The sequence below is a fragment of the Ruegeria sp. CDSA034 genome (assembly GCF_059612275.1).
Genome location: NZ_JBXWQH010000015.1, coordinates 54,567 through 76,961, shown reverse-complemented (window position 1 = coordinate 76,961; position 22,395 = coordinate 54,567). Strand labels below are relative to the sequence as shown.

Here is a 22,395-nt window from a genome sequence, read left to right as displayed (position 1 = left end):
CTGGCAACGTTCTACCCACAAAAAAAGGCCGCCCCGGTGGGCGGCCTTTCGCATCTCAAACGGGTCTGGCTTAGAAGCCCAGACCTTCGTATTTCTTCTTGAACTTCGACACACGGCCGCCGGCGTCCAACAGGCGCGACGAACCACCGGTCCATGCAGGGTGCACAGAGGGGTCGATTTCCAGAGCCAGCTGATCGCCTTCGGCGCCCCAGGTGGATTTCATCTGAACTACGGTGCCATCGGTCATTTTGACGTCGATGACGTGATAATCGGGATGGATGTCTTTTTTCATCTTTCCGTTCCTTACGCTTCGGCGCCAGCCTTGGGCTTGTAGTTGGTGACTTCTGCGATACGCGCGGATTTACCACGGCGCGAGCGCAGATAGTACAGTTTGGCGCGACGGACGCGGCCACGGCGGACAACGGTGATGCTGTCGATGTTGGTCGAATACAGCGGGAACACACGCTCCACACCTTCGCCAAACGAAATTTTGCGAACGGTGAACGCACCGGCGATGGTGTTGCCGCCTTTGCGGGCGATGCAGACGCCTTCGTAGTTCTGTACACGGGTGCGCGACCCTTCGGTCACTTTAAAGCCGACACGGATGGTGTCTCCGGCTTTGAAATCGGGGATGTCTTTCCCCAGGGCGGCAATCTGTTCCGCCTCAAGCTGTGCGATCAGGTCCATCGCATTTCTCCTATCTGCTCGTGGTTGGTCCACGAAGTTGAGCACGGCCTGAGAGCTCTTGGTCTTCACCGGGTCCTGCGTACAGCCCGCCAGAGGTCAGATCGAATATTCCTTTGGTCCGGTCCGCCCTGCCGCGCCGTGGCCGAAGAAAGCCGGGCGTCACGCCATGATGCAAACCAAAACACCGGAGTCGCATGTCGCGGCACCGGATTGCGCTGCTTTACGGGCTTTGTGGGCGGGGATCAAGCCTGAATCGCAAGAATGGTCAAGGCCAGATGGTAAGATTTCGCCACCGGCCAACGACACCGTTGCCTTGTCAGGCAGATCAGGCATTCTAGAGGGAATTATAAGAGCAGAAATTTAGAACAGGAACATACCATGCGCACAGCATTGATGCTGGCTGTTTTGGCCTTCGCGACCCTGTCCTGCGGTCGCAGCAGCCCTCCGCCCCAACAGGTCGAAGCTAAGGCATTTCTGAGCACCACGTCGCCCTCGGTCATTTTTCCAAGCTTTGGGGATGCCAAGCCGCATGAGTGGGAAGGCCGGCATCCGGGGCACTATCCGGTTCACGGGCTCGATGTTTCGCGATGGCAGGGTCCGATTGACTGGCACCGGGCCAAGTCCTCTGGTGTCAGTTTCGTATTCATCAAGGCGACCGAGGGGGGGGACGTGGCCGACCCTTTGTTTGATGATCACCGGCGCGGCGCGCAAGCCGCGGGTGTTCCATGGGGTGCTTATCACTATTACTATTTTTGCCGACCGGCGCATGAGCAGGCAAAATGGTTCATCGAGAACGTGCCCCGAGGTGCTGACCTGCCGCATGTGCTGGATATGGAATGGACGCCACATTCCAAGACCTGCACCATCAGACCCGATGGTGCCACCGTCCGGTCCGAGGCGAAGCGGTTCCTTGATATCCTGGAACGCCACTATGGCCGCCGCCCGATCGTCTATACGACCGTGGATTTCTACGGTGACACCGATATCGCCCGCCTGCCCAAGACGGAATTCTGGCTGCGGTCGGTCGCCGGGCACCCGCGCAACGTTTACCCCAAGGCCGCGTGGCGGTTTTGGCAGTATACGGGCACGGGGCTGGTCCCCGGTGTTCAGGGGAAAGTCGACATCAACACGTTCAATGGTCCGCCGGAAATCTGGGCCAGATGGAAGGCCGGGGGGTCCTAAACCTTGGGCACCCCATAGGTTTCGATAGTGCCTCCGCCCACAAGATGATCCAACCGGCGCACGCGTTCGTTATCAGGCGCCTGGCGCAACCAGGAACGCTCGCCTGTGGTCAGATCGCGGCGTTCAAATCCAAGTTCGGTCATGCAGCGGTCAATCTGGTCGATCTCTCCTTGCGTGCGCGCCCCGTCCTGAGTGTTGTATCCAATGATCGCACCGACGACCGGAGATGTCAGAATAATAGCCGTCGCGTAGTTGCCGATGACAGCAGCGTTGCCACCGATATCTGCTTCGGTGGTGCAAGACTCGACCGAGACACGGGCGGAATGCAGATTATGGCCCGCCTGTGTTGGCACCGACAATTCCAGAGGTTTGGTTGTGCATGCCGAAACGGCAAGCACTGCGAAGCATATGATTTTTCTCATTTTATAGCCTGTTATGCGGTGATCAAAAATTGCTTTTGTAACATCTTCAGAATGAGTAATTTTGAGAAAAGTCAGCTTCAAGTAGATTTCGTCGAAAGGGTGAACTTGCTGCAGACAAGTCACACCTGAGAGGATCAGTCTGGTGTCTCATCCCCGGATTCCTCATAGCGTTCCCACAGATCAGGGCGTCGCTTGCGGGTGATCTCTTCAGACATCTGGTGCCGCCATTCGGCAATGCGCCCGTGATGACCAGACATCAGAATGTCGGGGATCGGGCGGCCTTTCCAATCTGCGGGTCGGGTGTATTGCGGGTGCTCTAAAAGACCCGAGGAAAAGCTCTCGTCTTCGGCTGAGGCCTGGTTGCCCAATACGCCGGGAATCAACCGCACAGTTGAGTCAATCAGCGCTTGGGCTGCGATCTCGCCGCCGGTCATCACGAAATCCCCAAGGCTGACTTCCTGAATGCCGTAATGCTCCAACACGCGTTCATCGACGCCTTCGAACCGACCGCAGAGCAAGGTCATGCCGTCGCAGCGGGCTAGGTTTTGCATCATACGTTGATCCATGCGGCGACCGCGCGGGCTGAGGTAGATCAGCGGCCAGTTGCCTTGCACACCAGCCATTGTGTGTTCGATTGCCTCACCCAGCACGTCTGCGCGCAACACCATACCCGCGCCGCCGCCGGTCGGCGTGTCGTCGACATTGCGATGTTTGCCAACGCCGAACTGGCGCAGATCCACGGTCTCTAACTGCCACAACCCTTCTTGCAAGGCTTTGCCCGTCAAGCTTTCGCCGAGAACGCCGGGAAAGGCGGAAGGGAACAGGGTGATGATTTTTGCCTTCCAGACCCCGTGCAGATCAGGTGTCGGAGTCATCAATTCACGCGGCTTCAGCGTGGGTCGGATTGCCTTGCGTCCGTGAGATTTGCTTGGCTTGTCTGTCATATTGTGCCGACCATCGCGTTCTTTGCCCGCTCTACTACCAGCGCTTTTTGCCGGGTCAACTCCGCTTCGTCCAGATGGGATCGGTTCAGCGTCAGCAATTCCGCCAACACGCTTTCCGGTAGCCTGCTGTTAGATTTTGTGGGCGGCACCAAAAGCTGCGCTTTTTCCCGAGGCAAGTTCAGGAATTCGGCAAAAGGCGTACCGGGACCAAAGCGTCGCAAATGCGTCTCTTCCAGCCACTCTTCGGTCACAGTGACCGACGGCAGTTTTTTGCGAATGTCCGAGACGGTTTCCTCGAGCGGGGGCAGGTGATCCATGTTCGCGCGGAAGATGTCGAATTCCTGGACCTCGCGGGTTCTCTGAAGATCGTGTGCCCAAAGGCTGCGCAACCACGCCCCGCGCTGTCGCAGGGACAGGTAGATCGTGATATCGACCTCCTGATCCTCGAACCGATCGCGGATGGCATCCACCAGACAAGCGGCCAGATCCGGTGAGGCGGCATATCCCTGTTCGATATTGCGGCTGGGACGCAGGCCGCTGAAATTCTCTTCACTGACGATCAGGCCGCGTTTCGTGCCGAAGTTCCGCGTAGCCAGATACTCTCGGGTCTGCGAGCTGAATTCGGACAGCGTTCCCACGGTTCCATAGATGGAATGGCGGGTCGCGGCACCTGACAGCCCCAATTTGCGCGTCTTGTAAGGCAGCAACAGTGCAAAATGTGGCCAGATCAATTCGCGGTTTTCATACAGAAATGATTGTGCTGCAGTGGTTCCGGTCTTGTGTAGCCCCAGATGCAGCAGAACGCGTCGCATCAGATCAGCCCCTCGGGCGGGTCTGCGATGATGCGGCCTTTGTCCAGATCCACAGTTGGAACAACCTCAAGCGTGAAGGGCAGAAAAACGGTGCCTTTCAACCCCGGCCCGTGCAGTTCCAGCAGATCTGCGGCGCCGTGGTTTTGTACCGACTTCACACGACCCAGCAGCGTTCCGCCGGTGTCGTAGACCTCAAGCTCGATCAGGTCGGTGTGATAGAACTCGTCATCAGGCAATGATGGCAGCTGATCACGCCGCGCGAATAGGCGGAGGCCGTTGATGGCGTCTGCCTGTTCTTTGGTCTCGATCCCACCCAAACGCGCTGCAAAGCCGTTTTTGATTGGGCGGGTCAGCACCAGGGGATAGCGTTCCTTGCCGTCTTCGTCAGTTAAGGGCGAATAGGTCTCGATATCCTCAGGGATGGCGCAAAAACTTTTTATCCGCACTTCGCCGCGCACGCCGTACGACCCCGCAACGCTGCCCACGCAGATCAGATCAGTCATTTGGCTCTTCCGTCGTTACACATAATCCGTCCTGCCAGTCTCCAAGCGGGGCACATGCCTCGCGTTGGTTATTGCGCTCAAAGAACACGCCCACAATAAAAGCGATCAGCAACAGGATGGGAAGCCGTATCAGTCCGAACATCTGGCTTTACCGCGTTTCGATATGCAACCGGGCGCTGCGCTGTTCCCAGCCGGCACGCTCAAGTTCGGGTCTTTCAGACATTTCTTCCGGCCAGCCCACACAATAGTAGCCGACCAGAGACCAATCGTCAGGCACAGCCAGATCGCGTTTCATCTGTTCTGGATCAAGGATTGAGACCCAGCCCAGACCCAATCCCTCGGCCCGCAAGGCGAGCCAGAACAAGGTGATCGCGGCGACGACGGAATAGCGGCGCATCTCGGGCATTGTGCCCGCGCCCAGCCCCAGACCTTTGTTGGTCGTCTCGTCCGAGAATACAGCCAGCTGAACAGGCGCTTCCTGCATGCCGGACAGCTTCAGGCGGCTGTATTTCAACGCCTTGTCGCCCGAATAGCCTGCAAGGGCCTTTTCATTGGCGTGTTGGAAATTTTTCAGCGCTGCGGCACGCGCCGCTTCGCTTTCGACGCGAATGACGCGCCAGGGTTCGCTCAGGCCCACCGAAGGGGCCAGACGAAATGTGTCGAGGCAGCGCGTCAGCACCGCCTCGTCCACGGGATCGGTGCGAAACCGGCGCACATCGCGCCGGAGCCGCATCAACAGTTCGAACTGCGTGCGAAAATCGTCGGTGAAATCCTGATCCTGCACGCGCTGACCTGCTTACTCTTCTGCCGCTGCTTCTTCAGCCGGAGCAGCAGCTGCCTCGGCGGCTTCAGCAACCTTTGCAGCTTTCTCTTCTGCGCGTTCCTGAGCTTTCTTGCCCGGGGTACCCTTGTTGGGGTTGTTGCGCTCGGCCTTGTTAAGGGTGCCGGCAGCTTCCAGCATGCGTGCAATACGGTCGGTGGGTTGTGCGCCCTGATCCAGCCAGTACTGAATGCGCTCCATGTTCATTTTCACGCGCTCTTCGCTGTCTTTCGGCAGCAGCGGGTTGTAGGTGCCCAGCTTCTCGATGAAACGGCCGTCGCGCGGCATGCGGCTGTCAGCAGCCACGATGCGGTAGAAGGGACGCTTTTTCGAGCCGCCGCGGGCGAGACGAATTTTCATTGCCATGGTGGTATCTCCTTTGGATGGCATCACGCCAGAGGCGTGTCTTTGTTAAAGCCGGGATTTTCCCGGTTTAGTTCTGGTGTTTCTTATGGTGTCGGATGACTTCCTGAATGATGAAATTCAGGAAAGCCTTGGCGAAATCTGGGTCCAGATGGGCCTTGTCCGCCAGGTCTTCTAACCGTGCGATCTGCGCGGACTCGCGCGAGGGATCGGACGGGGGAAGGTCGTGTTCGGCCTTGAGCTTGCCAACGGCCTGGGTGTGCTTGAACCGCTCGCCCAGCGTGTAGACGAGGATCGCGTCCAGCCGGTCGATGCTTTCGCGATGCTCTTTCAGCAACGTCGCAGCCCGAGTCACAGGGTTGTTCATTGGCCGGTCCTTTCGGTGGTCAAAGCAGTGTCAGAGAATTCGAATTTCGGGTGCCGCCAAACCTGACAGCGTTGACCCACAACCTCGCCCTCGCGTTCATAGGTGGCGCCAAGACGTTCGGCCAATGCGCGCGAGCGGTTGTTTTCATGGGCGATGTACGAAATCGGGCCATTCACCCCCTGGTGTTGGGCGGCATAAGCGCGGGCAGCCATCGCGGCCTCGAACGCAATTCCTTTGCCTTCGAAACCATCAAAAATGACCCAGCCCAATTCGGGCTCATCCCAGCCCGGCGCGTTGATGATGCCGGTCCAGCCTGCAAAGGCGCCGCTGGCCTTTTCGACGATGTGCCAACCACCGTAACCCATAATGGCCCAATGCCCGAACCGGCCCAAAAGGGACCGCCATGCTTCCAGTGGCGTTTTTGGGCCACCGACCATGCGGCTGCGGTCCGACGCGAAGAAGGTTGTCATCGCGGGCAGGTCACCCTTTTGCGGAGCCCGCAGGATCAGGTTTTTGGTTTCTACGGTGGGGATGGTGTACGAGGTCATGCGTAGGCCTCGATCCCGCCATTCACCAGATCGGCCGGGGCAGGGTGCCGCCAGACTTGCATCGTACCGAAACCCGGGTGTTCGTAGGTATAATCAAACTGCGCGCCCAGCCTTTCGGCCACGGCCTTGCTGCCCAGATTCTCCGGGTCGATCAGCGAAATTGCCGTTTCCCAACCCAGCACATCATAGGCATGCGCGCGCGCGGCCAGCGCGGCCTCGGTCGCGTAACCTTTACCAGTTGCGTTATTCATCAACGTCCAGCCGATTTCAGGTTCGGGCCAGCTGTGCGGGCACCACAGGCCGACATGGCCGACATAGTTGCCGGTGTCCTTTTCCTCGACGCCCCAGAACCCGTAGCCGCGCATGGCCCAATGACCCAGCAGCAAGGCAATGGCGCGCCATGTTTCATCAGGGCGCAGGGGGCCGCCGACGAATTTCGACGCATCGCTGGCAAAGAACTCGGCCTCGGCCTCGAAGTCCGCTTCGCAAGGGGCCCGCATGATCAGGCGTTCGGTTTCCAACCTGGGGATCGACGGTGTCATGCCTGCACCTCGCCATAGCGCCAGACACGCTGATCTGCGTCAAAGGCGCTCTCGGCCGCTGCGTCCCGGGACGCGCCAAGGCGTTGCGCCAACGCATTCGAACGCGTGTTCGACCGCGAGACATAACTGACGAACTGACCCGATCCGAGCAGGTCGAAACCGAAGTCACGTACGGCCGCGCAGGCCTCAGTCGCGTAGCCTTGCTTGCGGTGCTCGGCGCTGAACATATAGCCAAGCTCGGGTTCGCGATCATCCCATTCCAGCCCCAGAAAAACGAAACCAGCGATCTGATCATCGTTCTTCAGGGTCACCGTGAACAGGCCATGCCCATGCAGAAGCCACCCGGAGGTATAGTAGGAAAACTCGGTCCAAGCCTCCTGTTCGGAACTGCCAAAGCTCTCGCCGCAAACTGTGGACCAAACAGGCAAGTCATCCAGAGTGGGTGCACGCAGAGCCAGCCGCCGGGTCTGAATGACCGGCAGGGCCGCGCGATATTGCGCTGCTGCCATCGCCGCCTTTCCGGACGGGGGCTGGGTGCAGCGTGCTGGTGTCACTTTTTCTTACCGAAACCGCTCAGACCCGGGGGCAGGGCCATGCCGCCACCCATTCCGGGCATACCGGGCATCTTGCCGCCCATCGCTTTAGCCGCCTGTTCCAGCGCCTTGGGGTCCATGCCTGCGGCCATGTCTTCGGGGCTGGGGCCACCTTTACCGAACATGCCTTTCATGGCCTGTTTCAGCATTTTGCCTTTGCCCATTTTGCCCATCTTCTTCATCATGTCCGACATCTGCCGGTGCATTTTGAGCAACTTGTTGAGGTCACTGACCTCCATGCCGGAACCGGCTGCGATCCGTTTTTTGCGGCTGGCTTGCAGCAGTTGCGGGTTGGCACGCTCGCGTTTGGTCATGGACTGGATCAGGGCGATCTGGCGCTTGAGCACCTTGTCGTCCATGCCCGCCTCTTCGACCTGCTTGGCCATCTTGCCCATGCCGGGCATCATGCCCATCATGCCCTGCATGCCGCCCATCTGGATCATCTGTTCCAGCTGCATCTTTAGGTCGTTCATGTTGAACTGACCTTTGACCATGCGCTTCATCATGCGCTCGGTCTGTTCCATCTCCATCGTTTCCTGGGCTTTTTCGACCAGGGCAACGATGTCGCCCATGCCCAGAATACGACCGGCGATCCGGTCCGGCTCAAAGGTTTCGAGCGCGTCCATTTTCTCGCCCAGACCGACAAAGCGGATTGGCTTGCCGGTGACCGCACGCATTGACAGCGCCGCACCGCCGCGCCCGTCACCATCCATTCGGGTCAGGACGACGCCCGAGATTCCGACCTTGGCTTCGAATTCCTCGGCCACTTCAACGGCGACCTGACCGGTCAGGCCGTCGACCACCAGCAGGGTCTCGCGCGGATCAACAACGTTACGAACCTGCTCGACCTCGTTCATCAGCACTTCGTCAATGTGCAGACGGCCAGCAGTATCCAACATATAGACGTCATAGCCACCCAACGTTGCCTGTTGCTTGGCACGTTTGGCGATGTCGACGGGTTTTTGGCCGGGAACGATTGGCAGGGTATCGACGCCGACCTGCGTACCCAGAACGGCCAGCTGATCCATCGCCGCCGGGCGATAGACGTCGAGCGAGGCCATAAGGACCTTCTTGCCCTCTTTCTCTTTCAGGCGTTTGGCCAGCTTACCGGTCGTGGTCGTTTTACCTGAACCCTGCAGGCCGACCATCAGGATCGGAGCAGGCGGGTTATCGATTTTCAGAGCGCCGGGGTCTTCCTCGCCGCGCAGGGTGTCCACCATCGCGTCATGCACGATCTTGACGACCTGTTGTCCGGGCGTGATCGACTTGGTCACCGCCTGACCGGTGGCCTGATCCTGCACTTTCTTGACGAATTCACGTGCAACCGGCAGCGAGACGTCGGCCTCAAGTAAGGCCACGCGCACTTCGCGCAGGGCAGTTTTTACGTCCTCTTCGGACAGGGCACCCTGTTTGGTCAGCCGGTCAAAGACGCCAGAGAGGCGTTCGGATAGATTTTCAAACATGCCTTCGGCCTCCTTAGCCGGTTATCTGATGGCAGTTCCTAGGTAGGAAGCGCCGGTTAAATGCACAATTGCCCCCACGGGCGTGACACGCTGGTGGGGGGCGATCCCTGAACGACTCAAGGGACCGGAAGATCAGACGCTTCCGGATGTTTGACGGCGATTTAGGCCGATTGGCTGTCCGAGTCAACCTCTCGCGCGGGTAGCCAGTTGTTGACCGCATCAACCACCCGCTGTGCGCCGCGCCCGCTGACATAGGCTTCGACGATCGGGTGACGACCAGCACTCATGCCTTTTTTAAGAACCAGAACGGGGCGATGCATCTTGGACGTGGTCCTGTCGCGGGTCGAGGTGGTGGTTTCCACCTCGGCATGGGACAGGTTCGACAACTCATGTTCTACTGCGTCATATCCAAAGATCGATTGGCGACGGATCAAGATGCTATTGCTATTGCGGTCCAATATGACCTGTACGCGGCGCACAAAGACGCAGAATGCGCCAAAGCCCAACCCGCCACCGAACAGCGCAAAGAAGATGCCGAACAATATGCCCTCGCCACCCTCGCTGACCATGAATAAACCAGCCCCAACAAAACAGAGGATAAAGAGTACCAGCGTAATGCCGATGAACCATGGCGTGTTGGTCAGGATCAGTTGGTCCGGGGTGCTGCGCGTGACTTTCATGGCGGCACGCTAGCATCGATTTTTAGGCCTGTCGTGGCTTGAATCTGTCAGCGCATTGCGCGATGAGCGCCACAAACGAGGAGGTTCCCATGGACGCGTCATCCACTTTTCAAGACACGTTGCCGATCAGTTCAGACGCGCTGTTGCAGCGGTTGGATGACTGGGGGCTGAGCTATCGTCTGCACACGCATATTCCCCTGCGCACGGTTGAGGATGCCAAAGGCGTTGAAGAGCAATTCCTGGTACCGGGCGAAAACTCCCTGCGCCTCAAGAACCTGTACCTGCGCGACAAGAAAAAGCGGAACTATCTGGTGACGCTCGAACAAAGCCGCGAGATTGACCTCAAGGCGCTGGGCACAGAGCTGGGGATCGGTAATCTGTCCTTTGGATCAGCGGAGCGGTTGTTTCAGAGCCTCGGTATCCGTCCCGGCGCGGTCAGTCCGCTGGCCATGATCAACGGTGTGCAAAACGATGTGCGGTTCTTCATGGACGCCACCGCGCAAACGACAGACATCATCTATATGCATCCTCTGGTAAATGATCGGACCGTCGCCATGACGCGCGATGACCTGATGGCATTCTTCGATCAGGTCGGATGCGCAGTCACCTGGCTGCCGTGATCAGTCGTTCAGCGCCTCTTCGAGGGCTGCGGCGGCATGGGCGGCGGACGGATTGACGAACAGGTGGCCGTCAGCTTCAAAAACAGGGTCATCCAGGTGGTCGGGAAAGGCCAGCGGCAGTTCGGTACACGCCAGCAAGATCGCAGTTCCAGGTTTTGCGTGCTTGTCGCAGAAAGTTAGTAAACGAGCGCGCGCCGTGGCTGATGCGCCGCCGTAGAAGTCACTGTCGATCATCGCCTGCATCTCGGCAATTTCCGTTTCGGGTAGGCGATCATTTGCAATGATCCCTTCGGCGGCCAATCGGTCTGAATAATTGCTGGCCTGCATGGTCACTGTCGTTCCCAGAATCAGGGCTGTGGACGCCTTGGTAGATGCCGTGGCCTCAGCCGTCGCATCGAAAATGCTGAGAATGGGCATGGTGATGCCTTGCCGGATCGCATGCAGCCGCGCGTGCGGAGTGTTTGAGGCGATGATGCCAAAGTCGCAGCCCGCGTTTTCAAGCGTCAGCAATGCCTCGCGAAACACCGCGTCAAACCCGGACCAACTGGTCTCGTCCCCGGCGGTTCCCCGCAGGGCGCGGGTTTTGGCCTGCGTAACGGATTCGATTGTCATAGGCGGGATCGGCAAGGGCGAGCCGTGGCCGCGATTGGAAAAGTGCCTGCTGGCCCCTTCTGCGATCGCTCGGTAATAATCCACGGTCGAGGCCCAGCCCACACCGCCCAGAATGCCGATTTTCTTCATGATGAACGCCCAGTCTGCAAATCTCGCTTAAGGTAGACTGGACGTTTCACAAGACAAAGGCCAGAGGTGGATCAGGCGGCGAGTTGAGTTACCGCTTTTTGGGCATTCGCCAACGCGGCGTCCGCATCCAGCGCCATCTTGTCAGCCGCAATCACGTCGACGTCGTGGATGCCGATGAATCCTAGAACGTGCTTGGCATAGTTGGTGGCAAAATCGATCTCAGACCCTACTTCGGTGCCGCCGGACGCGATTGCCAGCACGGCGCGCTTACCTTCCAGCAGGCCTTTGGGGCCAGTTTCCGAATAGGCAAAGGTCAGACCCACGCGGGCGACAAGGTCGATCCAGGCCTTGAAGGCCGCAGGCACCGAGAAATTGTAGATCGGCAGCCCGATGACAATGGTGTCGGCGTTTTGCAGCTCGCCAACCAACTCGTCGGACAGGGCCAACAGATCGCGTTGAACCTCGTCACGTTGATCGGCGGGGGTGAAGTTGGCGTTGATCCAGTCTTCGGTCAGCAGGGGCAGGGGGCTGGCAAGATCGCGGCGGATAATGCGATTGGCTCCAAGGTGCCCGATAATCTGGCTGGAAAGGTCGCGGGTGGCGGATCCGGTGCGGCGGGCCGAGGCGTCGATATGCAGGATGGTCTTGGTCATGTCAGGGTTTCCTTTATAGCAGCGTGTCTGTTTCCGGTCCCAATATGAGTATTGCGTCAGCGAACGAAACGCGGATATACCAACAGGTATTGTTGGAATTTGCACAGTGGGATTGAGTATGGATAATTGGGACGAAGTCAAAACCGCCTATCAGGTCGCTCGGATGGGCACCGTCAGCGGCGCGGCCGAAATCTTGGGCGTTCACCATGCCACCGTGATCCGCCATATCGACGCGATCGAAGCGCGGCTGGGCGTCAAGCTGTTCCAGCGCCACGCCCGTGGCTATACCCCAACCGATGCCGGAGAGGACCTTCTGCGCGTGGCTCAGGCCACCGAAGATCAGTTCAATCAGTTGGTGGGCCGAATGAAAGGGCGCGGCGATGACGTGTCGGGCGAATTGGTTGTGACGTCTCTGGCCTCGCTGGCGCCCTTGGTCGTTCCCGCCCTGTCCGAGTTTCAATCAATGCACCCGGGTCTGATTGTACGTTACCTGACCGGGGACCGCCTGTTCCGCCTGGAATACGGCGAGGCACATGTGGCCATCCGGGCGGGGGCCGCCCCGGACCAACCCGACAATGTTGTGCAGCCGTTTATCGAACAGGAGGTCGGCTTGTTTGCCAGCAAGTCATATATCGAGCGCCGAGGCAAACCAGCGAGCATTGACGAATTTGCAGACCACTTGTTTGTCGGCACGGACGATGAAAACAGCCGCGCTCCGTTTTCCAAATGGTTGCGTGCCACTGTCCCGGCCGAGGCCATCGCGTTCCGCTGTACCAACAATTTCTGTTTGCGCGAGGCAGTTCTGGCCGGGGCCGGGATTGGTTTCATGGCACGATGGGAGGCATCGCGCGATCCGGAACTGGTCGAAGTTATTGAGCCATTGCCCGAATGGTTCGGCAAACTTTGGCTGGTGACCCATGTCGATCTGCATCGCACGACCAAAGTGCAGGCATTCCTATCGTTCCTTAAGAAAGAGTCCAAAGGTTGGCTTTCGTGACACCGCAGGGGCGTGGTCATTTGGCAATGATCACATTCACTCTGCTGGTGGCGGGTAGTTTCTCGTTGGGATCTATTGTTGCCAACCAGATTGCGCCGTTGGCGATTACAGCCGGGCGGTTTCTGATTGCGGCCGTCATCATCGGCATTGCCGCGTTAGCCACCACCGGTTTGCCGCGCAGCGCTGCGCAAGCGCCGTGGCGATACGCCGTTTTGGGCGGGCTGTTCGCCACTTACTTTGTTCTTATGTTTTACGGCTTGAAAACCGCCGACCCGGTCAGCACATCTGCGGTATTCACCCTGACGCCGGTCATGTCTGCGGTCGCCGGATGGGTTCTGCTGCGCCAGATCACCACTCCGCGTATGGCTTTTGCCCTGACGGTGGGGGCAACCGGTGCTTTATGGGTTATCTTTCGCGCCGATTGGCAGTCCTTTCGCGCCTTCGAGATCGGTGGCGGAGAGATCATCTTTTTCTGGGGCTGCATGGCGCATGCAATCTACACGCCGATGGTGCGCAAACTGAACCGGGGTGAGCCCGCGGTAGTCTTTACATTTGGAACACTGGTTGCTGGCTGCGTGATCCTGACGGTGGTCGGCTGGTCAGACATCCGTGCAACCGATTGGGCGAACCTGCCGCTGATCGTCTGGGTCAGTCTGCTGTATCTTTCTATCTTCGCAACGGCCTCCAGTTTCGTTCTGGTCCAGTTTGCAGCGCTACGCCTGCCGTCTGCCAAGGTTATGGCCTATACTTATCTGATCCCCAGCTGGGTGATCCTGTGGGAGATCGCGCTTGGGCGGCCTGCGCCAACCGTCATGGTGCTGGTCGGTGTCGTTTTAACCGCGATCGCGCTTGTTCTGCTGCTCAAAAGCGAAGAGCAACCTGCGAAAGACACTGCGCCGGTCTCGGAATGACCCTTGCCATTTGGCCGTAATCTAACAACCCTCGGGTCTGATGAACCAACCCGGAGGGAATGATGAAGCAAGCTATTCTATTTGTCGTCGGTGCGATGTTATCCGCCTGCACGCAAGGAGGGGGGCAGGGGTCTTCAGAGACCGACCTTCAAGGCAGTTGTGAGGCGCTCGTGTCGGCTGAGACGGGTGTTCAGGCCGCTGACGTCAACGTGGTTTCGACTGAATCGGTACCGACTGGAACAATCACGACAATTGAGGTCACTGGCGCTCAGGCACCGTGGTTGTGTCTTGCGGATGCAACGGGAGTGATCATCGGTGTCGAGTATAGTCAGGAAGGCTAACTGAGAACGGGCCAAACCGACGGAAATGGTCGCGGTCATCTACATGAGGCAGATCAATGTGCTCTTTTTCTGAGCCCGCTAACATCGCCGGCAGGAGGAAGATGCCATGTTTAGTCACATTATGATCCCGGTTGATATTCACCTGCCGCCGGAAATTCGCAAAGCTCTGGATGTCGCGGCGCAAATGGCGAGATGGCAAAACGCCCGGATCACGATCGTCAGCGTGACCGGAACCCAGCCGGGCGACGTCACGCATTCAGACGCGGAGATTAGCACCGAGTTGCAAGCCATTGTGGATCAACTTACCGAGCAGAGTGGCTCCGAGGTTTCAGCGCGCAACATCCACTCGGTAGATGTAGCTGCAGAGGTCGACGGTGATTTGACGCGCGCCGCCGAAGAGATTGGGGCCGACCTAATCGTCGTTGGGACGCACGCACCGCGCATCACGGACCACATCTTTTCCAGCCATGCCGGATATCTGGCCAAGCATGCCAAAGTATCGGTGTTTGTCGTCAGATAGGTCTAGGGATCGTCTGTTGCTGGTAGTTCGACTTCCAGAAATCGTTCAAACGCATCCAGATTGACCGGTTCGAACTGACCGAACCCCTGCATCCAGACGGATGCCGCGCGCAGCGCATCCGGTTCCAGCTTACACCACTTCACCCGCCCGCGCTTTTCCTGGCTGATCAACCCGGCCTTGGTCAGGATGATCAGATGTTTCGAGATCGCGGCCAGCGACATCTCGAACGGGTCGGCGACGTCGGTGACGGCCATGTCATCCTCAAGCAGCATCGCAAGGATGGCGCGGCGGGTCGGGTCGGCGAGGGCCGCGAAAACGGTATCGAGGTCATTGGACATGCTATCGCTCAATCACAGCGCCCGGATTTGGTCAACCATTTGGTTGAATATGCGAATAGAGCGGTTTTTACGCGCACCGATGGATCGGGACATTTTAATGGTGCCTCAATTGCATGAATAAATTGCATAAAACCAATTGCTTAACCTGCGACAAGTCGGACATTTAACACCGTTGACTCTGTGCCTTGCGCCCCTTAGCACCCTACCCAAGACTGTGCGAGGGAATTGCCCGTGACCGATGATGACCAAAAGCAGCGTATGGCGCAGCTGGAGGCCAAGATCACAGCGGCGAAAAAGGCCAAAGCGCCAAAGCCTCGTGCGGATGCTGACGTGTCCGGGGGCGAGCTTGCCTGGAGGATGGTCATCGAAATGGTTTCCGGTCTTGGGATCGGATTTGGCATCGGATACGGGCTGGACAGCCTGCTCGGGACAATCCCGATCTTCCTGGTGCTGTTCACATTGCTGGGCCTTGTCGCGGGCGTGAAGGTTATGCTCCGCAGCGCGAAAGAGGTTCAGGAGAAACAAGCGGCTGCTGAGGCGGCCGATAAGGACGAGAGGGACTGAACGTGGCAACTGAGACCACCGCAGCAGAAGGCAGCAGCCTGGTTTTCCATCCGATGGATCAGTTCATCGTTAAACCGCTTTTCGGTGACGGTGCGATTGCGTGGTACACGCCGACCAACGTGACTCTGTGGTTGTTTCTGGCTATTGCGGCGATCTTTGCCCTGCTGGTTCTCAGCACCTCGAAACGTGCCATTGTTCCGACCCGGATGCAGTCTGTTGCTGAGTTGGCCTATGGCTTCATCTACAAGATGCTGGAAGACATTTGCGGCAAAGAAGGCGTGAAGTACTTTCCCTATGTCATGACCTTGTTCATGTTCATCGTCTGCGCGAACTTCCTGGGCATGTTGCCCATGTCTTTCACCACCACATCGCATTTCGCCGTGACCATCCCGCTGGCGCTGGCTGTGTTCCTGACCGTAACTGTTCTGGGTTTCGTCAAGAACGGCGCAAGCTTCCTGGGTCTGTTCTGGGTGTCCAGCGCACCGCTGGCACTGCGCCCTGTCCTGGCGATCATCGAGCTGATCTCGTACTTCGTGCGTCCGGTCAGCCACTCCATTCGTCTTGCCGGTAACGTCATGGCAGGCCACGCGGTTATCAAGGTTTTCGCAGGCTTTGCCGCGATTGCCGTGATCTCACCGGTGTCCGTTCTGGCGATCACCGCAATGTACGGCCTCGAGGTCCTCGTGTCCTTCATTCAGGCCTACGTATTCACCATTCTGACCTGTGTTTACCTGAAAGATGCGCTGCATCCTTCGCACTAAGGTCCGATACCCAAACATCGAAACTTCCAATTCGTAAGGAGAAACATCATGGAAGGCGATCTCGCACACATCGGCGCAGGCCTGGCAGCAATCGGTTCCGGCGCAGCCGCAATCGGGGTGGGCAACGTTGCAGGCAACTTCCTGGCCGGCGCTCTGCGCAACCCTTCGGCGGCTGCTTCGCAGACCGCAACCCTGTTCATCGGTATCGCATTCGCAGAAGCCCTGGGGATCTTCGCATTCCTGGTCTCGCTGCTGCTGATGTTCGCCGTCTAATCTGCGGAACCTGATCCTTACGCGCAGGTGGGCCCAAGCCATAGCGGCCCACCTGTTGTAAAGACAACGTTCCGACGGAGGACATCATGGCGACAGAACCCGTATACGAAGAGATTGCAGGTACCTGCGTTGACTCTCATGGGTCGGCGATCGGGATGCCCCAGCTCTGCTTCGATTGGTTCCCCAACCAGATTTTCTGGCTGGTCATTACGCTGGTCGTCATCTTTCTGGTCCTGTCTCGCGTGGCTTTGCCCCGCATCGCGGCAATCCTGGCGGAACGTCAGGGGACCATTACAAATGACCTGGCTGCGGCCGAAGATCTGAAGGCCAAAGCGGTCGAGGCGGAAGAGGCCTATAACAAGGCGCTGGCCGATGCCCGTTCTGAGGCACAGCGTATCGCAGCGGAAGCCCGCGCGGAAATCCAGTCAGGTCTGGATGACGCGATTGCCAAGGCAGACTTGGAAATCGCTGCAAAGGCGGCTGAATCGGAAAAGGCAATTGCCGATATTCGTGCCGGTGCGCTGGAAAGCATTCAAGTGGTTGCCAAGGACACGGCAGCTGAACTGGTCACAGCACTGGGCGGCGAGGCAGATGCCAAAGCCATCGACAGTGCAATTGACGCGCAGACGAAAGGATAAGTGACATGCGGAATACTCTTGCCCTTATCCTGACCGTCGGCGCCGCCAGCCCCGCGCTGGCTGCAAGCGGCCCGTTCTTCTCGCTTGGCAACACCGACTTTGTGGTCCTTCTGGGCTTCATCGTTTTCATCGCGGTCCTGTTCTATTTCAAGGTTCCGGGCATGATTGGTGGCGCTCTGGACAATCGCGCCGATGGCATCAAGTCCGAACTGGACGAAGCCCGCGCCCTGCATGAAGAGGCACGCAGCCTGTTGGCCTCGTACGAGCGCAAGCAGCGTGAAGTGCAGACCCAAGCGGATGCCATCGTGGCTGCAGCCAAGGAAGACGCTATTCTGGCGGCAGAACAGGCAAAGGTCGATTTGGAAAAATCCATCGCCCGCCGTCTGGCAGCAGCTCAGGACCAGATCGCTTCTGCTGAGGCGTCAGCTGTCAAGGAAGTCCGCGATCAGGCTATCACCGTTGCGGTATCGGCTGCCAACGCGGTTCTGGCCAAGCAGATGACCGCGGCACAGGCGAACAAGCTGATCGACGCGGCCATCGCGGATGTTGGTGACAAGCTGCATTGACACCGCCGAATAGCAAATCAGTAATAGAAGTGACCCGGAAGCCGCATGTTTTCGGGTCATTTGTTTTCTACAGGGACGACGCACGATCCTAATTTAGTCACTTGTGCAGCGGATCTGAATTGTGATTTGACAGATGCGAAGGCGTTGATTGGGCGTTTAATGACAGAGCCATAGTGCGCCCACCTTCCTTTCCGGAGGCTCTGGGATTGCACAGAACAACGTCGGATGAGTTAGAAAGCTGAAATCCAGAAACAGGAAAAGAGTGACCGTGCCCGCCACAGACGACACAGTTTCCATGAACATTGTCGGCGCGGTGCGTAACGGGGGTTCGGCTCTGAAAGAAACGATCCATCGGATCGAAGACTTGTCGAAACGGATGGGGCAATACTCGGTCATCATTGCCACCAATGACAATACAGATAACACCGATCAGACACTGTCCGAATTCGCAAACCGGTGTGCCGAGGTTCAGATCATTCGGCTGGACGGTGTGATCTCGGACATTTCTGAACGTGTCGAACGTATCACTGCTGCTCGAAATTCTATACTTGAAACTCTCGAAAAGAGTGGTCGTGACAACCACCTGACTCTGATGCTGGATTTAGACGGGCCGAACATCTGTCTGAATCCCGAAGCTGTTTTAGTAGCGGCCAAGCGTTCGGAAATTCAGTGGGAAGCGGTTTTTGCAAACTCAACGCCTGCCTACTACGACCTATATGCCTTGCGCTGCCGGGGTTGGTGCGAACAGGATGTCTGGCAACAGATACACAACGCTCGTAAGCCTCTGTTGGGCAAGCGAAGATGGCGCCGAAACCTCTTGAAGACCATGATCCATGACCGTCAGTTTCATATTCCAGAAGATTGCCGACTTATACCTGTCGACAGCGCATTTGCGGGGGCCGGCCTTTATAAAACTCAAGCGCTACGAGGCCTGAGATATAAATGCCGAGATGAGGAGAACCGGCTGGTCTGTGAACATGTCCTGTATCATCAGGAAATGCGTACGCGAGGTGCCAGACTCTATATCGATCCAGCATTGACGACTATCGCGCCGCAAGAGCATCTTGGTGAAGGCAGCGGAGCACCATTTCCACCGAACCTACAAAACCTTTCGAGCGGAGCAACGTGATCAATGCCCTATTCTCCAATCACCGGGCAACTTGGAGTGTTGCTTTTTGAAAGCGATGTGATCGGGCGACACCCGGCAAAGTACTTTCTGGATGAAAGCTGCGGTTATATCTGGGTAGAAAACCCGACATGGCTGGAAGAAGCGTATAGCGACGCCATCGCGTTGACGGATACAGGGATCGTTGTCCGAAACCTGTCGAACCTGCGCCGTGTGTCAACAGCTATGCGAGCGAGTGGTCTTGAAAATGCCCGAGGGATCGACATTGGCGGAGGCTATGGTCTGTTTGTTCGCGGCCTAAGGGACATTGGACTGAATTTTCACTGGTCCGACCCCTATGCCGAAAATCTGTTGGCGCGCGGATTCGAGGCGGATGATGGAACATATGCAGTTGCGACGGCCTTTGAAGTTCTTGAACATTTGCCTGATCCGCTTTCGCACATAAAAGAGGCGCGCACGAAATTTGGTTTCGAAACGCTCTTTTTTTCGGCAACTTGCTTCGATCCAAAGGATCTACCGCCGCGCGACTGGTGGTACTGGGCTTTTGAGACGGGCCAACACATCAGCTTTTTCTCTGAGCAAAGCCTGGATTATATGGCTGAGCAGTTGGGGATGCGGAAAGTTCACCTACGTGGAGACCTTTATGCCTTCACTACGCTGGACAGCCTCACGTGGCCCAGCCGGTGGCAGCAATGGAGAATTCGAAAAGCGTTTCGTCGTGCCAGCCTGACGCAACAGGACTATGAAGACATGAAGCAGCGCGTAAAGTCGATGCAACTCAAACGTTGACGATCACAGTGTGCCTGCCTCGTGCTGAAGGCGTTGCTGAGCGATTTCTTCGTTTCTTTCTGCTTTTTGCTGATCGGACATGCAGCGTTCAACAAAGCTCAGGTGTTCTTGAACTGCGTATCTGGCAGCGGCCGGGTTGCGTGCCTGAAGCGCGGTGTTGATGGCGCGGTGCTGGTCCAGGATGGCCTCGCGCGTCGTTTGCTGCTGGAACATCATCTGGCGGTTATAGAACACGCCTTGCCGCAACAGATCGAACATTGACCGCATCATATGCAACATGACCACATTATGGCTGGCCTCGATGATAGCCATGTGGAATTGCGCGTCCAGCTGCGCCTCATCTTCGGTCGCATTGCTGGTATGGGCGGCTTCCATCTTTGCAAAAATCGTCTGTACCACCTTCAGGTCGCTGTCCGACCCCAACCGGGCCGCGCGTTCGGCCGCCAACCCTTCCATGTCGCGCCGGAATGAGAGGTAATCGAACACCGCCTCGTCATGGCTGCCGAACAGCCGGATCAGCGCCGGGGAGAAGGCTGAGCCCAGGACCTCGGCCACATAGATCCCGGATCCTGCTTTTGCTGTCAGCAACCCTTGGCTTTGCAGGTCCGCGATCGCGTCGCGCAGGGACGGCCGGGATACGCCCAGCCGCTCGGCCAATTCGCGTTCGGCGGGCAGACGTTCGCCGGGGCGCAGTATGCCGCGCAGTATCAGCAGTTCAATCTGGCGAACTACCGCGATTGAAAGCTTTTCGGTCTGAACTTTTTGAAATGGCATGCGGGCGTCATTCCGGAAATTGGTCAAATGATATGACCACGGATGGCGGCGAGGTTCAAGAATGCGGGGTCACGTGGTCTAAAATATTAGGTCAGTATTGTTGACTTTGTGATGTTCCTCTCTACGCTGGCCGTGACTGAGAGCGGAGGAGACTCATGTCTACGCACGAATTGTTCGCCACGCGGGCATCCCGGATGAAAGCGTCTGAGATACGCGAATTGTTAAAGCTGTTGGATCAGCCGGGGATCATCTCTTTTGCAGGCGGCATCCCCGATCCCGCGTTGTTTCCAGCCGAAGGGTTCGCGGCCGCCTTTCAAGCTGCGTTGGGGCCTGACCAGCAGGCTCAGGCGCTACAATATTCCGTCAGCGAAGGTTACGTCCCGCTGCGGGAATGGCTCGTCGACCACATGCGTTCAATCGGAGTGGAATGCGGGCTTGAGAACATCCTGATCACGTCAGGCTCGCAGCAGGCATTGGATTATCTGGGTAAACTCTATCTGTCGCCGGGCGATACTGCGCTGGTCGGATGGCCGACCTACCTGGGCGCATTGGCTGCATTCAATGCTTATGAACCACGTTTTGACCGGCTCAGCATCAATGGCAACCGGGGCGCGGCAGAATACGCGGCGTTAGCGGGCGAAGGCGCGGTCAAATTTGCCTATCTCTCGCCCGATTTCGCCAACCCGACAGGCGAAACCGTGGATCTGCGGGGGCGGGAAGCGCTGCTGGATCTGGCGGATGAGTTGAACTGTGCGGTGATCGAGGATGGCGCCTATCAGGCCCTGCGTTATGACGGTAATGCCATCCCCCCGGTTCTGGCACTGGAATTGGCGTGCAAAGGGTCGATTGAGGATTGCCGCACGATCTATTGTGGAAGCTTTTCGAAAACCTTGTCTCCGGGGTTGCGGGTTGGTTGGGTCGTGGCGGCAAAGCCAGTGATTTCTCAATTGGTGTTGATGAAACAGGCTGCCGATCTGCATTCGGCAACCATCAACCAGATGGCCATTGACCAGGTGGCACGGGTTTGTTTCGACACGCATATCCCGATGCTGCGTCGTGTCTACGGTGCCCGTCGCGACGCCATGCTGCAGGCGTTGCAGGACCATATGCCCGATGGCGTGCAGTGGACCAAGCCGGAAGGTGGCATGTTCGTGTGGTTGACATTGCCGGTCGGTACAAACGGGGCCGAACTGTTAGCCCGGGCGCTGGACACGGTCAAAGTAGCCTTTGTCCCGGGTGGGGCCTTTTTCCCGGACGGCAGCGGGACCAACACGATCCGGTTGAGTTTCTCGAACTCGGATGAGGATACGATCCGCGAAGGTATTCGCCGATTGGGTGAGGTTTTGCGCGCCTGATCGGCGGAAAGGTTTTGTTAACCTTGATGGCGCAATGCTGCGGGCATGATCCGGTATCTGTCCCTCCTAGTGCTGGCCGCTTGTTCGGCTGGCACGCCCCACTTTCGCGATGTGCCTGCGACCCGCGTTGCGGTGAATGGCAGTGTGTTTGACGTGCGGGTCCGCGATCAACTGGCCGAGGCTGTACGCATCAACTCTCAATATGCTCCGCGTCTTGGCCCCATTCGCGACCGGGCCGCACTGGCTATGGCACAGGTGTCGGGTTGCCCGTTGCTGGATGTTCTGGGCGACGCTGCGGTCACCGTGGGCATTCTGGGTTGTGACCGGGAATTGGGGGAAAAGCTTGTTTTCGGCAGCCTTCTTCGCGGTCCCTATGAATGTATCGACTATGGCTACTACGAAGACTATGGCTATCAGGTTTTTGAGTGCGCTCCTTACTGAGATACGCGCTTTTTTGCGTATTTTGGCAAGATATTGTGGATAACTTGACGTGAAATCCCAT

General features: G+C 57.7%; 34 protein-coding genes. 15 read left to right on the top strand and 19 right to left on the bottom strand.

From position 1 onward, the window contains the following. Positions 1–70: 70 nt before the first annotated feature. Both rpmE and rplS read right to left on the bottom strand, forming a co-directional pair. Positions 71–292 (bottom strand): 50S ribosomal protein L31, encoded by a 222-nt coding sequence (rpmE, locus tag AC2FLJ_RS19695; protein ID WP_010437577.1) that lies wholly within the window; start codon positions 290–292, stop codon positions 71–73. An 11-nt stretch (positions 293–303) separates the two neighbouring features. Continuing rightward, positions 304–687 (bottom strand): 50S ribosomal protein L19, encoded by a 384-nt coding sequence (gene rplS / locus AC2FLJ_RS19690; protein ID WP_058273331.1) that lies wholly within the window; start codon positions 685–687, stop codon positions 304–306. Positions 688–1,065: 378 nt separating this feature from the next. On the opposite strand from rplS, the gene AC2FLJ_RS19685 reads away from it, so the two are divergent. After that, the gene (locus tag AC2FLJ_RS19685) at positions 1,066–1,869 is read left to right on the top strand and encodes a glycoside hydrolase family 25 protein (protein ID WP_496698485.1); all 804 of its coding nucleotides are present in this window, start codon (positions 1,066–1,068) and stop codon (positions 1,867–1,869) included. On the opposite strand, the gene AC2FLJ_RS19680 is transcribed toward AC2FLJ_RS19685, so the two are convergent. The 13 genes from AC2FLJ_RS19680 to AC2FLJ_RS19620 form a co-directional block, all read right to left on the bottom strand. Beyond that, positions 1,866–2,291 (bottom strand): hypothetical protein, encoded by a 426-nt coding sequence (locus AC2FLJ_RS19680; RefSeq protein ID WP_496707251.1) that lies wholly within the window; start codon positions 2,289–2,291, stop codon positions 1,866–1,868. The two genes, AC2FLJ_RS19685 and AC2FLJ_RS19680, sit on opposite strands and share 4 nt — an antisense overlap. Before the next feature lie 134 nt (positions 2,292–2,425). After that, positions 2,426–3,235, bottom strand: a complete 810-nt coding sequence (trmD, locus tag AC2FLJ_RS19675; RefSeq protein ID WP_496707249.1) for a tRNA (guanosine(37)-N1)-methyltransferase TrmD — start codon at positions 3,233–3,235, stop codon at positions 2,426–2,428. Then, positions 3,232–4,047: a hypothetical protein gene (locus AC2FLJ_RS19670; RefSeq protein WP_496707247.1), complete on the bottom strand. Its 816-nt coding sequence runs from the start codon at positions 4,045–4,047 to the stop codon at positions 3,232–3,234. Before AC2FLJ_RS19670 ends, trmD begins: the two co-directional genes overlap by 4 nt. Further along, complete coding sequence (rimM, locus tag AC2FLJ_RS19665) at positions 4,047–4,550, bottom strand: ribosome maturation factor RimM (protein ID WP_496707246.1); 504 nt, start codon at positions 4,548–4,550, stop codon at positions 4,047–4,049. Before rimM ends, AC2FLJ_RS19670 begins: the two co-directional genes overlap by 1 nt. Continuing rightward, positions 4,543–4,692, bottom strand: coding sequence for a hypothetical protein (locus tag AC2FLJ_RS19660; RefSeq protein WP_199520026.1), 150 nt, complete (start codon positions 4,690–4,692; stop codon positions 4,543–4,545). The genes rimM and AC2FLJ_RS19660 overlap by 8 nt, the downstream gene beginning before the upstream one ends. A 6-nt stretch (positions 4,693–4,698) precedes the next feature. Beyond that, positions 4,699–5,334 (bottom strand): 5,6-dimethylbenzimidazole synthase, encoded by a 636-nt coding sequence (gene bluB, locus AC2FLJ_RS19655; RefSeq protein ID WP_282120820.1) that lies wholly within the window; start codon positions 5,332–5,334, stop codon positions 4,699–4,701. 12 nt (positions 5,335–5,346) lie between these two features. After that, on the bottom strand, positions 5,347–5,736 hold the full coding sequence (gene rpsP, locus AC2FLJ_RS19650; protein WP_058273326.1) for a 30S ribosomal protein S16: 390 nt from the start codon (positions 5,734–5,736) through the stop codon (positions 5,347–5,349). 67 nt (positions 5,737–5,803) lie between these two features. Continuing rightward, on the bottom strand, positions 5,804–6,100 hold the full coding sequence (locus AC2FLJ_RS19645; protein WP_058273325.1) for a chorismate mutase: 297 nt from the start codon (positions 6,098–6,100) through the stop codon (positions 5,804–5,806). Beyond that, on the bottom strand, positions 6,097–6,648 hold the full coding sequence (locus tag AC2FLJ_RS19640) for a GNAT family N-acetyltransferase (RefSeq protein ID WP_282169935.1): 552 nt from the start codon (positions 6,646–6,648) through the stop codon (positions 6,097–6,099). Before AC2FLJ_RS19640 ends, AC2FLJ_RS19645 begins: the two co-directional genes overlap by 4 nt. Next, positions 6,645–7,190 (bottom strand): GNAT family N-acetyltransferase, encoded by a 546-nt coding sequence (locus AC2FLJ_RS19635; protein ID WP_496707244.1) that lies wholly within the window; start codon positions 7,188–7,190, stop codon positions 6,645–6,647. Before AC2FLJ_RS19635 ends, AC2FLJ_RS19640 begins: the two co-directional genes overlap by 4 nt. Further along, the gene (locus AC2FLJ_RS19630) at positions 7,187–7,699 is read right to left on the bottom strand and encodes a GNAT family N-acetyltransferase (RefSeq protein WP_496707242.1); all 513 of its coding nucleotides are present in this window, start codon (positions 7,697–7,699) and stop codon (positions 7,187–7,189) included. The genes AC2FLJ_RS19635 and AC2FLJ_RS19630 overlap by 4 nt, the downstream gene beginning before the upstream one ends. Before the next feature lie 41 nt (positions 7,700–7,740). Beyond that, on the bottom strand, positions 7,741–9,246 hold the full coding sequence (ffh, locus tag AC2FLJ_RS19625) for a signal recognition particle protein (RefSeq protein WP_109312247.1): 1,506 nt from the start codon (positions 9,244–9,246) through the stop codon (positions 7,741–7,743). Between the two features lie 161 nt (positions 9,247–9,407). Then, positions 9,408–9,926 carry a hypothetical protein gene (locus AC2FLJ_RS19620; protein WP_496698497.1) on the bottom strand — a complete coding sequence of 173 codons (519 nt, stop codon included), beginning with the start codon at positions 9,924–9,926 and terminating at the stop codon, positions 9,408–9,410. 89 nt (positions 9,927–10,015) lie between these two features. Between AC2FLJ_RS19620 and AC2FLJ_RS19615 the strand changes: the two genes are divergently transcribed. Beyond that, a complete protein-coding gene (locus tag AC2FLJ_RS19615) occupies positions 10,016–10,546 on the top strand; it encodes a prolyl-tRNA synthetase associated domain-containing protein (RefSeq protein ID WP_496698603.1) in 531 nt (176 codons plus the stop codon). On the opposite strand, the gene AC2FLJ_RS19610 is transcribed toward AC2FLJ_RS19615, so the two are convergent. Beyond that, positions 10,547–11,287 carry an aspartate/glutamate racemase family protein gene (locus AC2FLJ_RS19610; RefSeq protein ID WP_496707241.1) on the bottom strand — a complete coding sequence of 247 codons (741 nt, stop codon included), beginning with the start codon at positions 11,285–11,287 and terminating at the stop codon, positions 10,547–10,549. A gap of 71 nt (positions 11,288–11,358) precedes the next feature. Then, positions 11,359–11,940 (bottom strand): FMN-dependent NADH-azoreductase, encoded by a 582-nt coding sequence (locus AC2FLJ_RS19605; protein WP_496698502.1) that lies wholly within the window; start codon positions 11,938–11,940, stop codon positions 11,359–11,361. 118 nt (positions 11,941–12,058) lie between these two features. Here AC2FLJ_RS19605 and AC2FLJ_RS19600 point away from each other — a divergent pair, with 118 nt between their 5' ends. From AC2FLJ_RS19600 to AC2FLJ_RS19585, 4 genes are all read left to right on the top strand, one after another. Further along, positions 12,059–12,937, top strand: a complete 879-nt coding sequence (locus tag AC2FLJ_RS19600; protein ID WP_058273318.1) for a LysR family transcriptional regulator — start codon at positions 12,059–12,061, stop codon at positions 12,935–12,937. Beyond that, entirely contained in the window at positions 12,934–13,848 is a 915-nt protein-coding gene (locus tag AC2FLJ_RS19595; RefSeq protein WP_282170082.1) for a DMT family transporter, read from the top strand. The genes AC2FLJ_RS19600 and AC2FLJ_RS19595 overlap by 4 nt, the downstream gene beginning before the upstream one ends. A 62-nt stretch (positions 13,849–13,910) precedes the next feature. Continuing rightward, positions 13,911–14,189: a hypothetical protein gene (locus tag AC2FLJ_RS19590; protein WP_282169928.1), complete on the top strand. Its 279-nt coding sequence runs from the start codon at positions 13,911–13,913 to the stop codon at positions 14,187–14,189. A 106-nt stretch (positions 14,190–14,295) separates the two neighbouring features. Continuing rightward, positions 14,296–14,709, top strand: coding sequence for a universal stress protein (locus AC2FLJ_RS19585; RefSeq protein ID WP_058273315.1), 414 nt, complete (start codon positions 14,296–14,298; stop codon positions 14,707–14,709). A gap of 2 nt (positions 14,710–14,711) precedes the next feature. Here the strand turns inward: AC2FLJ_RS19585 and AC2FLJ_RS19580 are convergent, their stop codons facing one another. Further along, entirely contained in the window at positions 14,712–15,047 is a 336-nt protein-coding gene (locus AC2FLJ_RS19580; RefSeq protein ID WP_058273314.1) for an ArsR/SmtB family transcription factor, read from the bottom strand. A 231-nt stretch (positions 15,048–15,278) separates the two neighbouring features. Here AC2FLJ_RS19580 and AC2FLJ_RS19575 point away from each other — a divergent pair, with 231 nt between their 5' ends. The 7 genes from AC2FLJ_RS19575 (at position 15,279) to AC2FLJ_RS19545 (ending at position 19,764) form a co-directional block, all read left to right on the top strand. Continuing rightward, complete coding sequence (locus AC2FLJ_RS19575; protein WP_058273313.1) at positions 15,279–15,611, top strand: AtpZ/AtpI family protein; 333 nt, start codon at positions 15,279–15,281, stop codon at positions 15,609–15,611. A 2-nt stretch (positions 15,612–15,613) separates the two neighbouring features. Beyond that, entirely contained in the window at positions 15,614–16,372 is a 759-nt protein-coding gene (locus AC2FLJ_RS19570; protein ID WP_058278975.1) for a F0F1 ATP synthase subunit A, read from the top strand. 48 nt (positions 16,373–16,420) lie between these two features. Further along, positions 16,421–16,645: a F0F1 ATP synthase subunit C gene (locus AC2FLJ_RS19565; protein ID WP_005981269.1), complete on the top strand. Its 225-nt coding sequence runs from the start codon at positions 16,421–16,423 to the stop codon at positions 16,643–16,645. Positions 16,646–16,731: 86 nt separating this feature from the next. After that, the gene (locus AC2FLJ_RS19560) at positions 16,732–17,283 is read left to right on the top strand and encodes a F0F1 ATP synthase subunit B' (RefSeq protein WP_058273311.1); all 552 of its coding nucleotides are present in this window, start codon (positions 16,732–16,734) and stop codon (positions 17,281–17,283) included. Positions 17,284–17,288: 5 nt separating this feature from the next. Beyond that, the gene (locus AC2FLJ_RS19555; protein ID WP_109312252.1) at positions 17,289–17,849 is read left to right on the top strand and encodes a F0F1 ATP synthase subunit B; all 561 of its coding nucleotides are present in this window, start codon (positions 17,289–17,291) and stop codon (positions 17,847–17,849) included. A 268-nt stretch (positions 17,850–18,117) separates the two neighbouring features. Then, on the top strand, positions 18,118–18,978 hold the full coding sequence (locus AC2FLJ_RS19550; RefSeq protein ID WP_496707240.1) for a hypothetical protein: 861 nt from the start codon (positions 18,118–18,120) through the stop codon (positions 18,976–18,978). A 3-nt stretch (positions 18,979–18,981) separates the two neighbouring features. After that, positions 18,982–19,764, top strand: coding sequence for a class I SAM-dependent methyltransferase (locus AC2FLJ_RS19545; RefSeq protein ID WP_496707239.1), 783 nt, complete (start codon positions 18,982–18,984; stop codon positions 19,762–19,764). 3 nt (positions 19,765–19,767) lie between these two features. Here the strand turns inward: AC2FLJ_RS19545 and AC2FLJ_RS19540 are convergent, their stop codons facing one another. After that, complete coding sequence (locus AC2FLJ_RS19540; RefSeq protein ID WP_496707238.1) at positions 19,768–20,538, bottom strand: FCD domain-containing protein; 771 nt, start codon at positions 20,536–20,538, stop codon at positions 19,768–19,770. Between the two features lie 155 nt (positions 20,539–20,693). Between AC2FLJ_RS19540 and AC2FLJ_RS19535 the strand changes: the two genes are divergently transcribed. Further along, the gene (locus AC2FLJ_RS19535; RefSeq protein WP_282153165.1) at positions 20,694–21,893 is read left to right on the top strand and encodes an aminotransferase-like domain-containing protein; all 1,200 of its coding nucleotides are present in this window, start codon (positions 20,694–20,696) and stop codon (positions 21,891–21,893) included. A 45-nt stretch (positions 21,894–21,938) separates the two neighbouring features. Then, on the top strand, positions 21,939–22,334 hold the full coding sequence (locus AC2FLJ_RS19530) for a hypothetical protein (protein WP_496707236.1): 396 nt from the start codon (positions 21,939–21,941) through the stop codon (positions 22,332–22,334). The last annotated feature ends 61 nt before the right edge of the window (positions 22,335–22,395 follow it).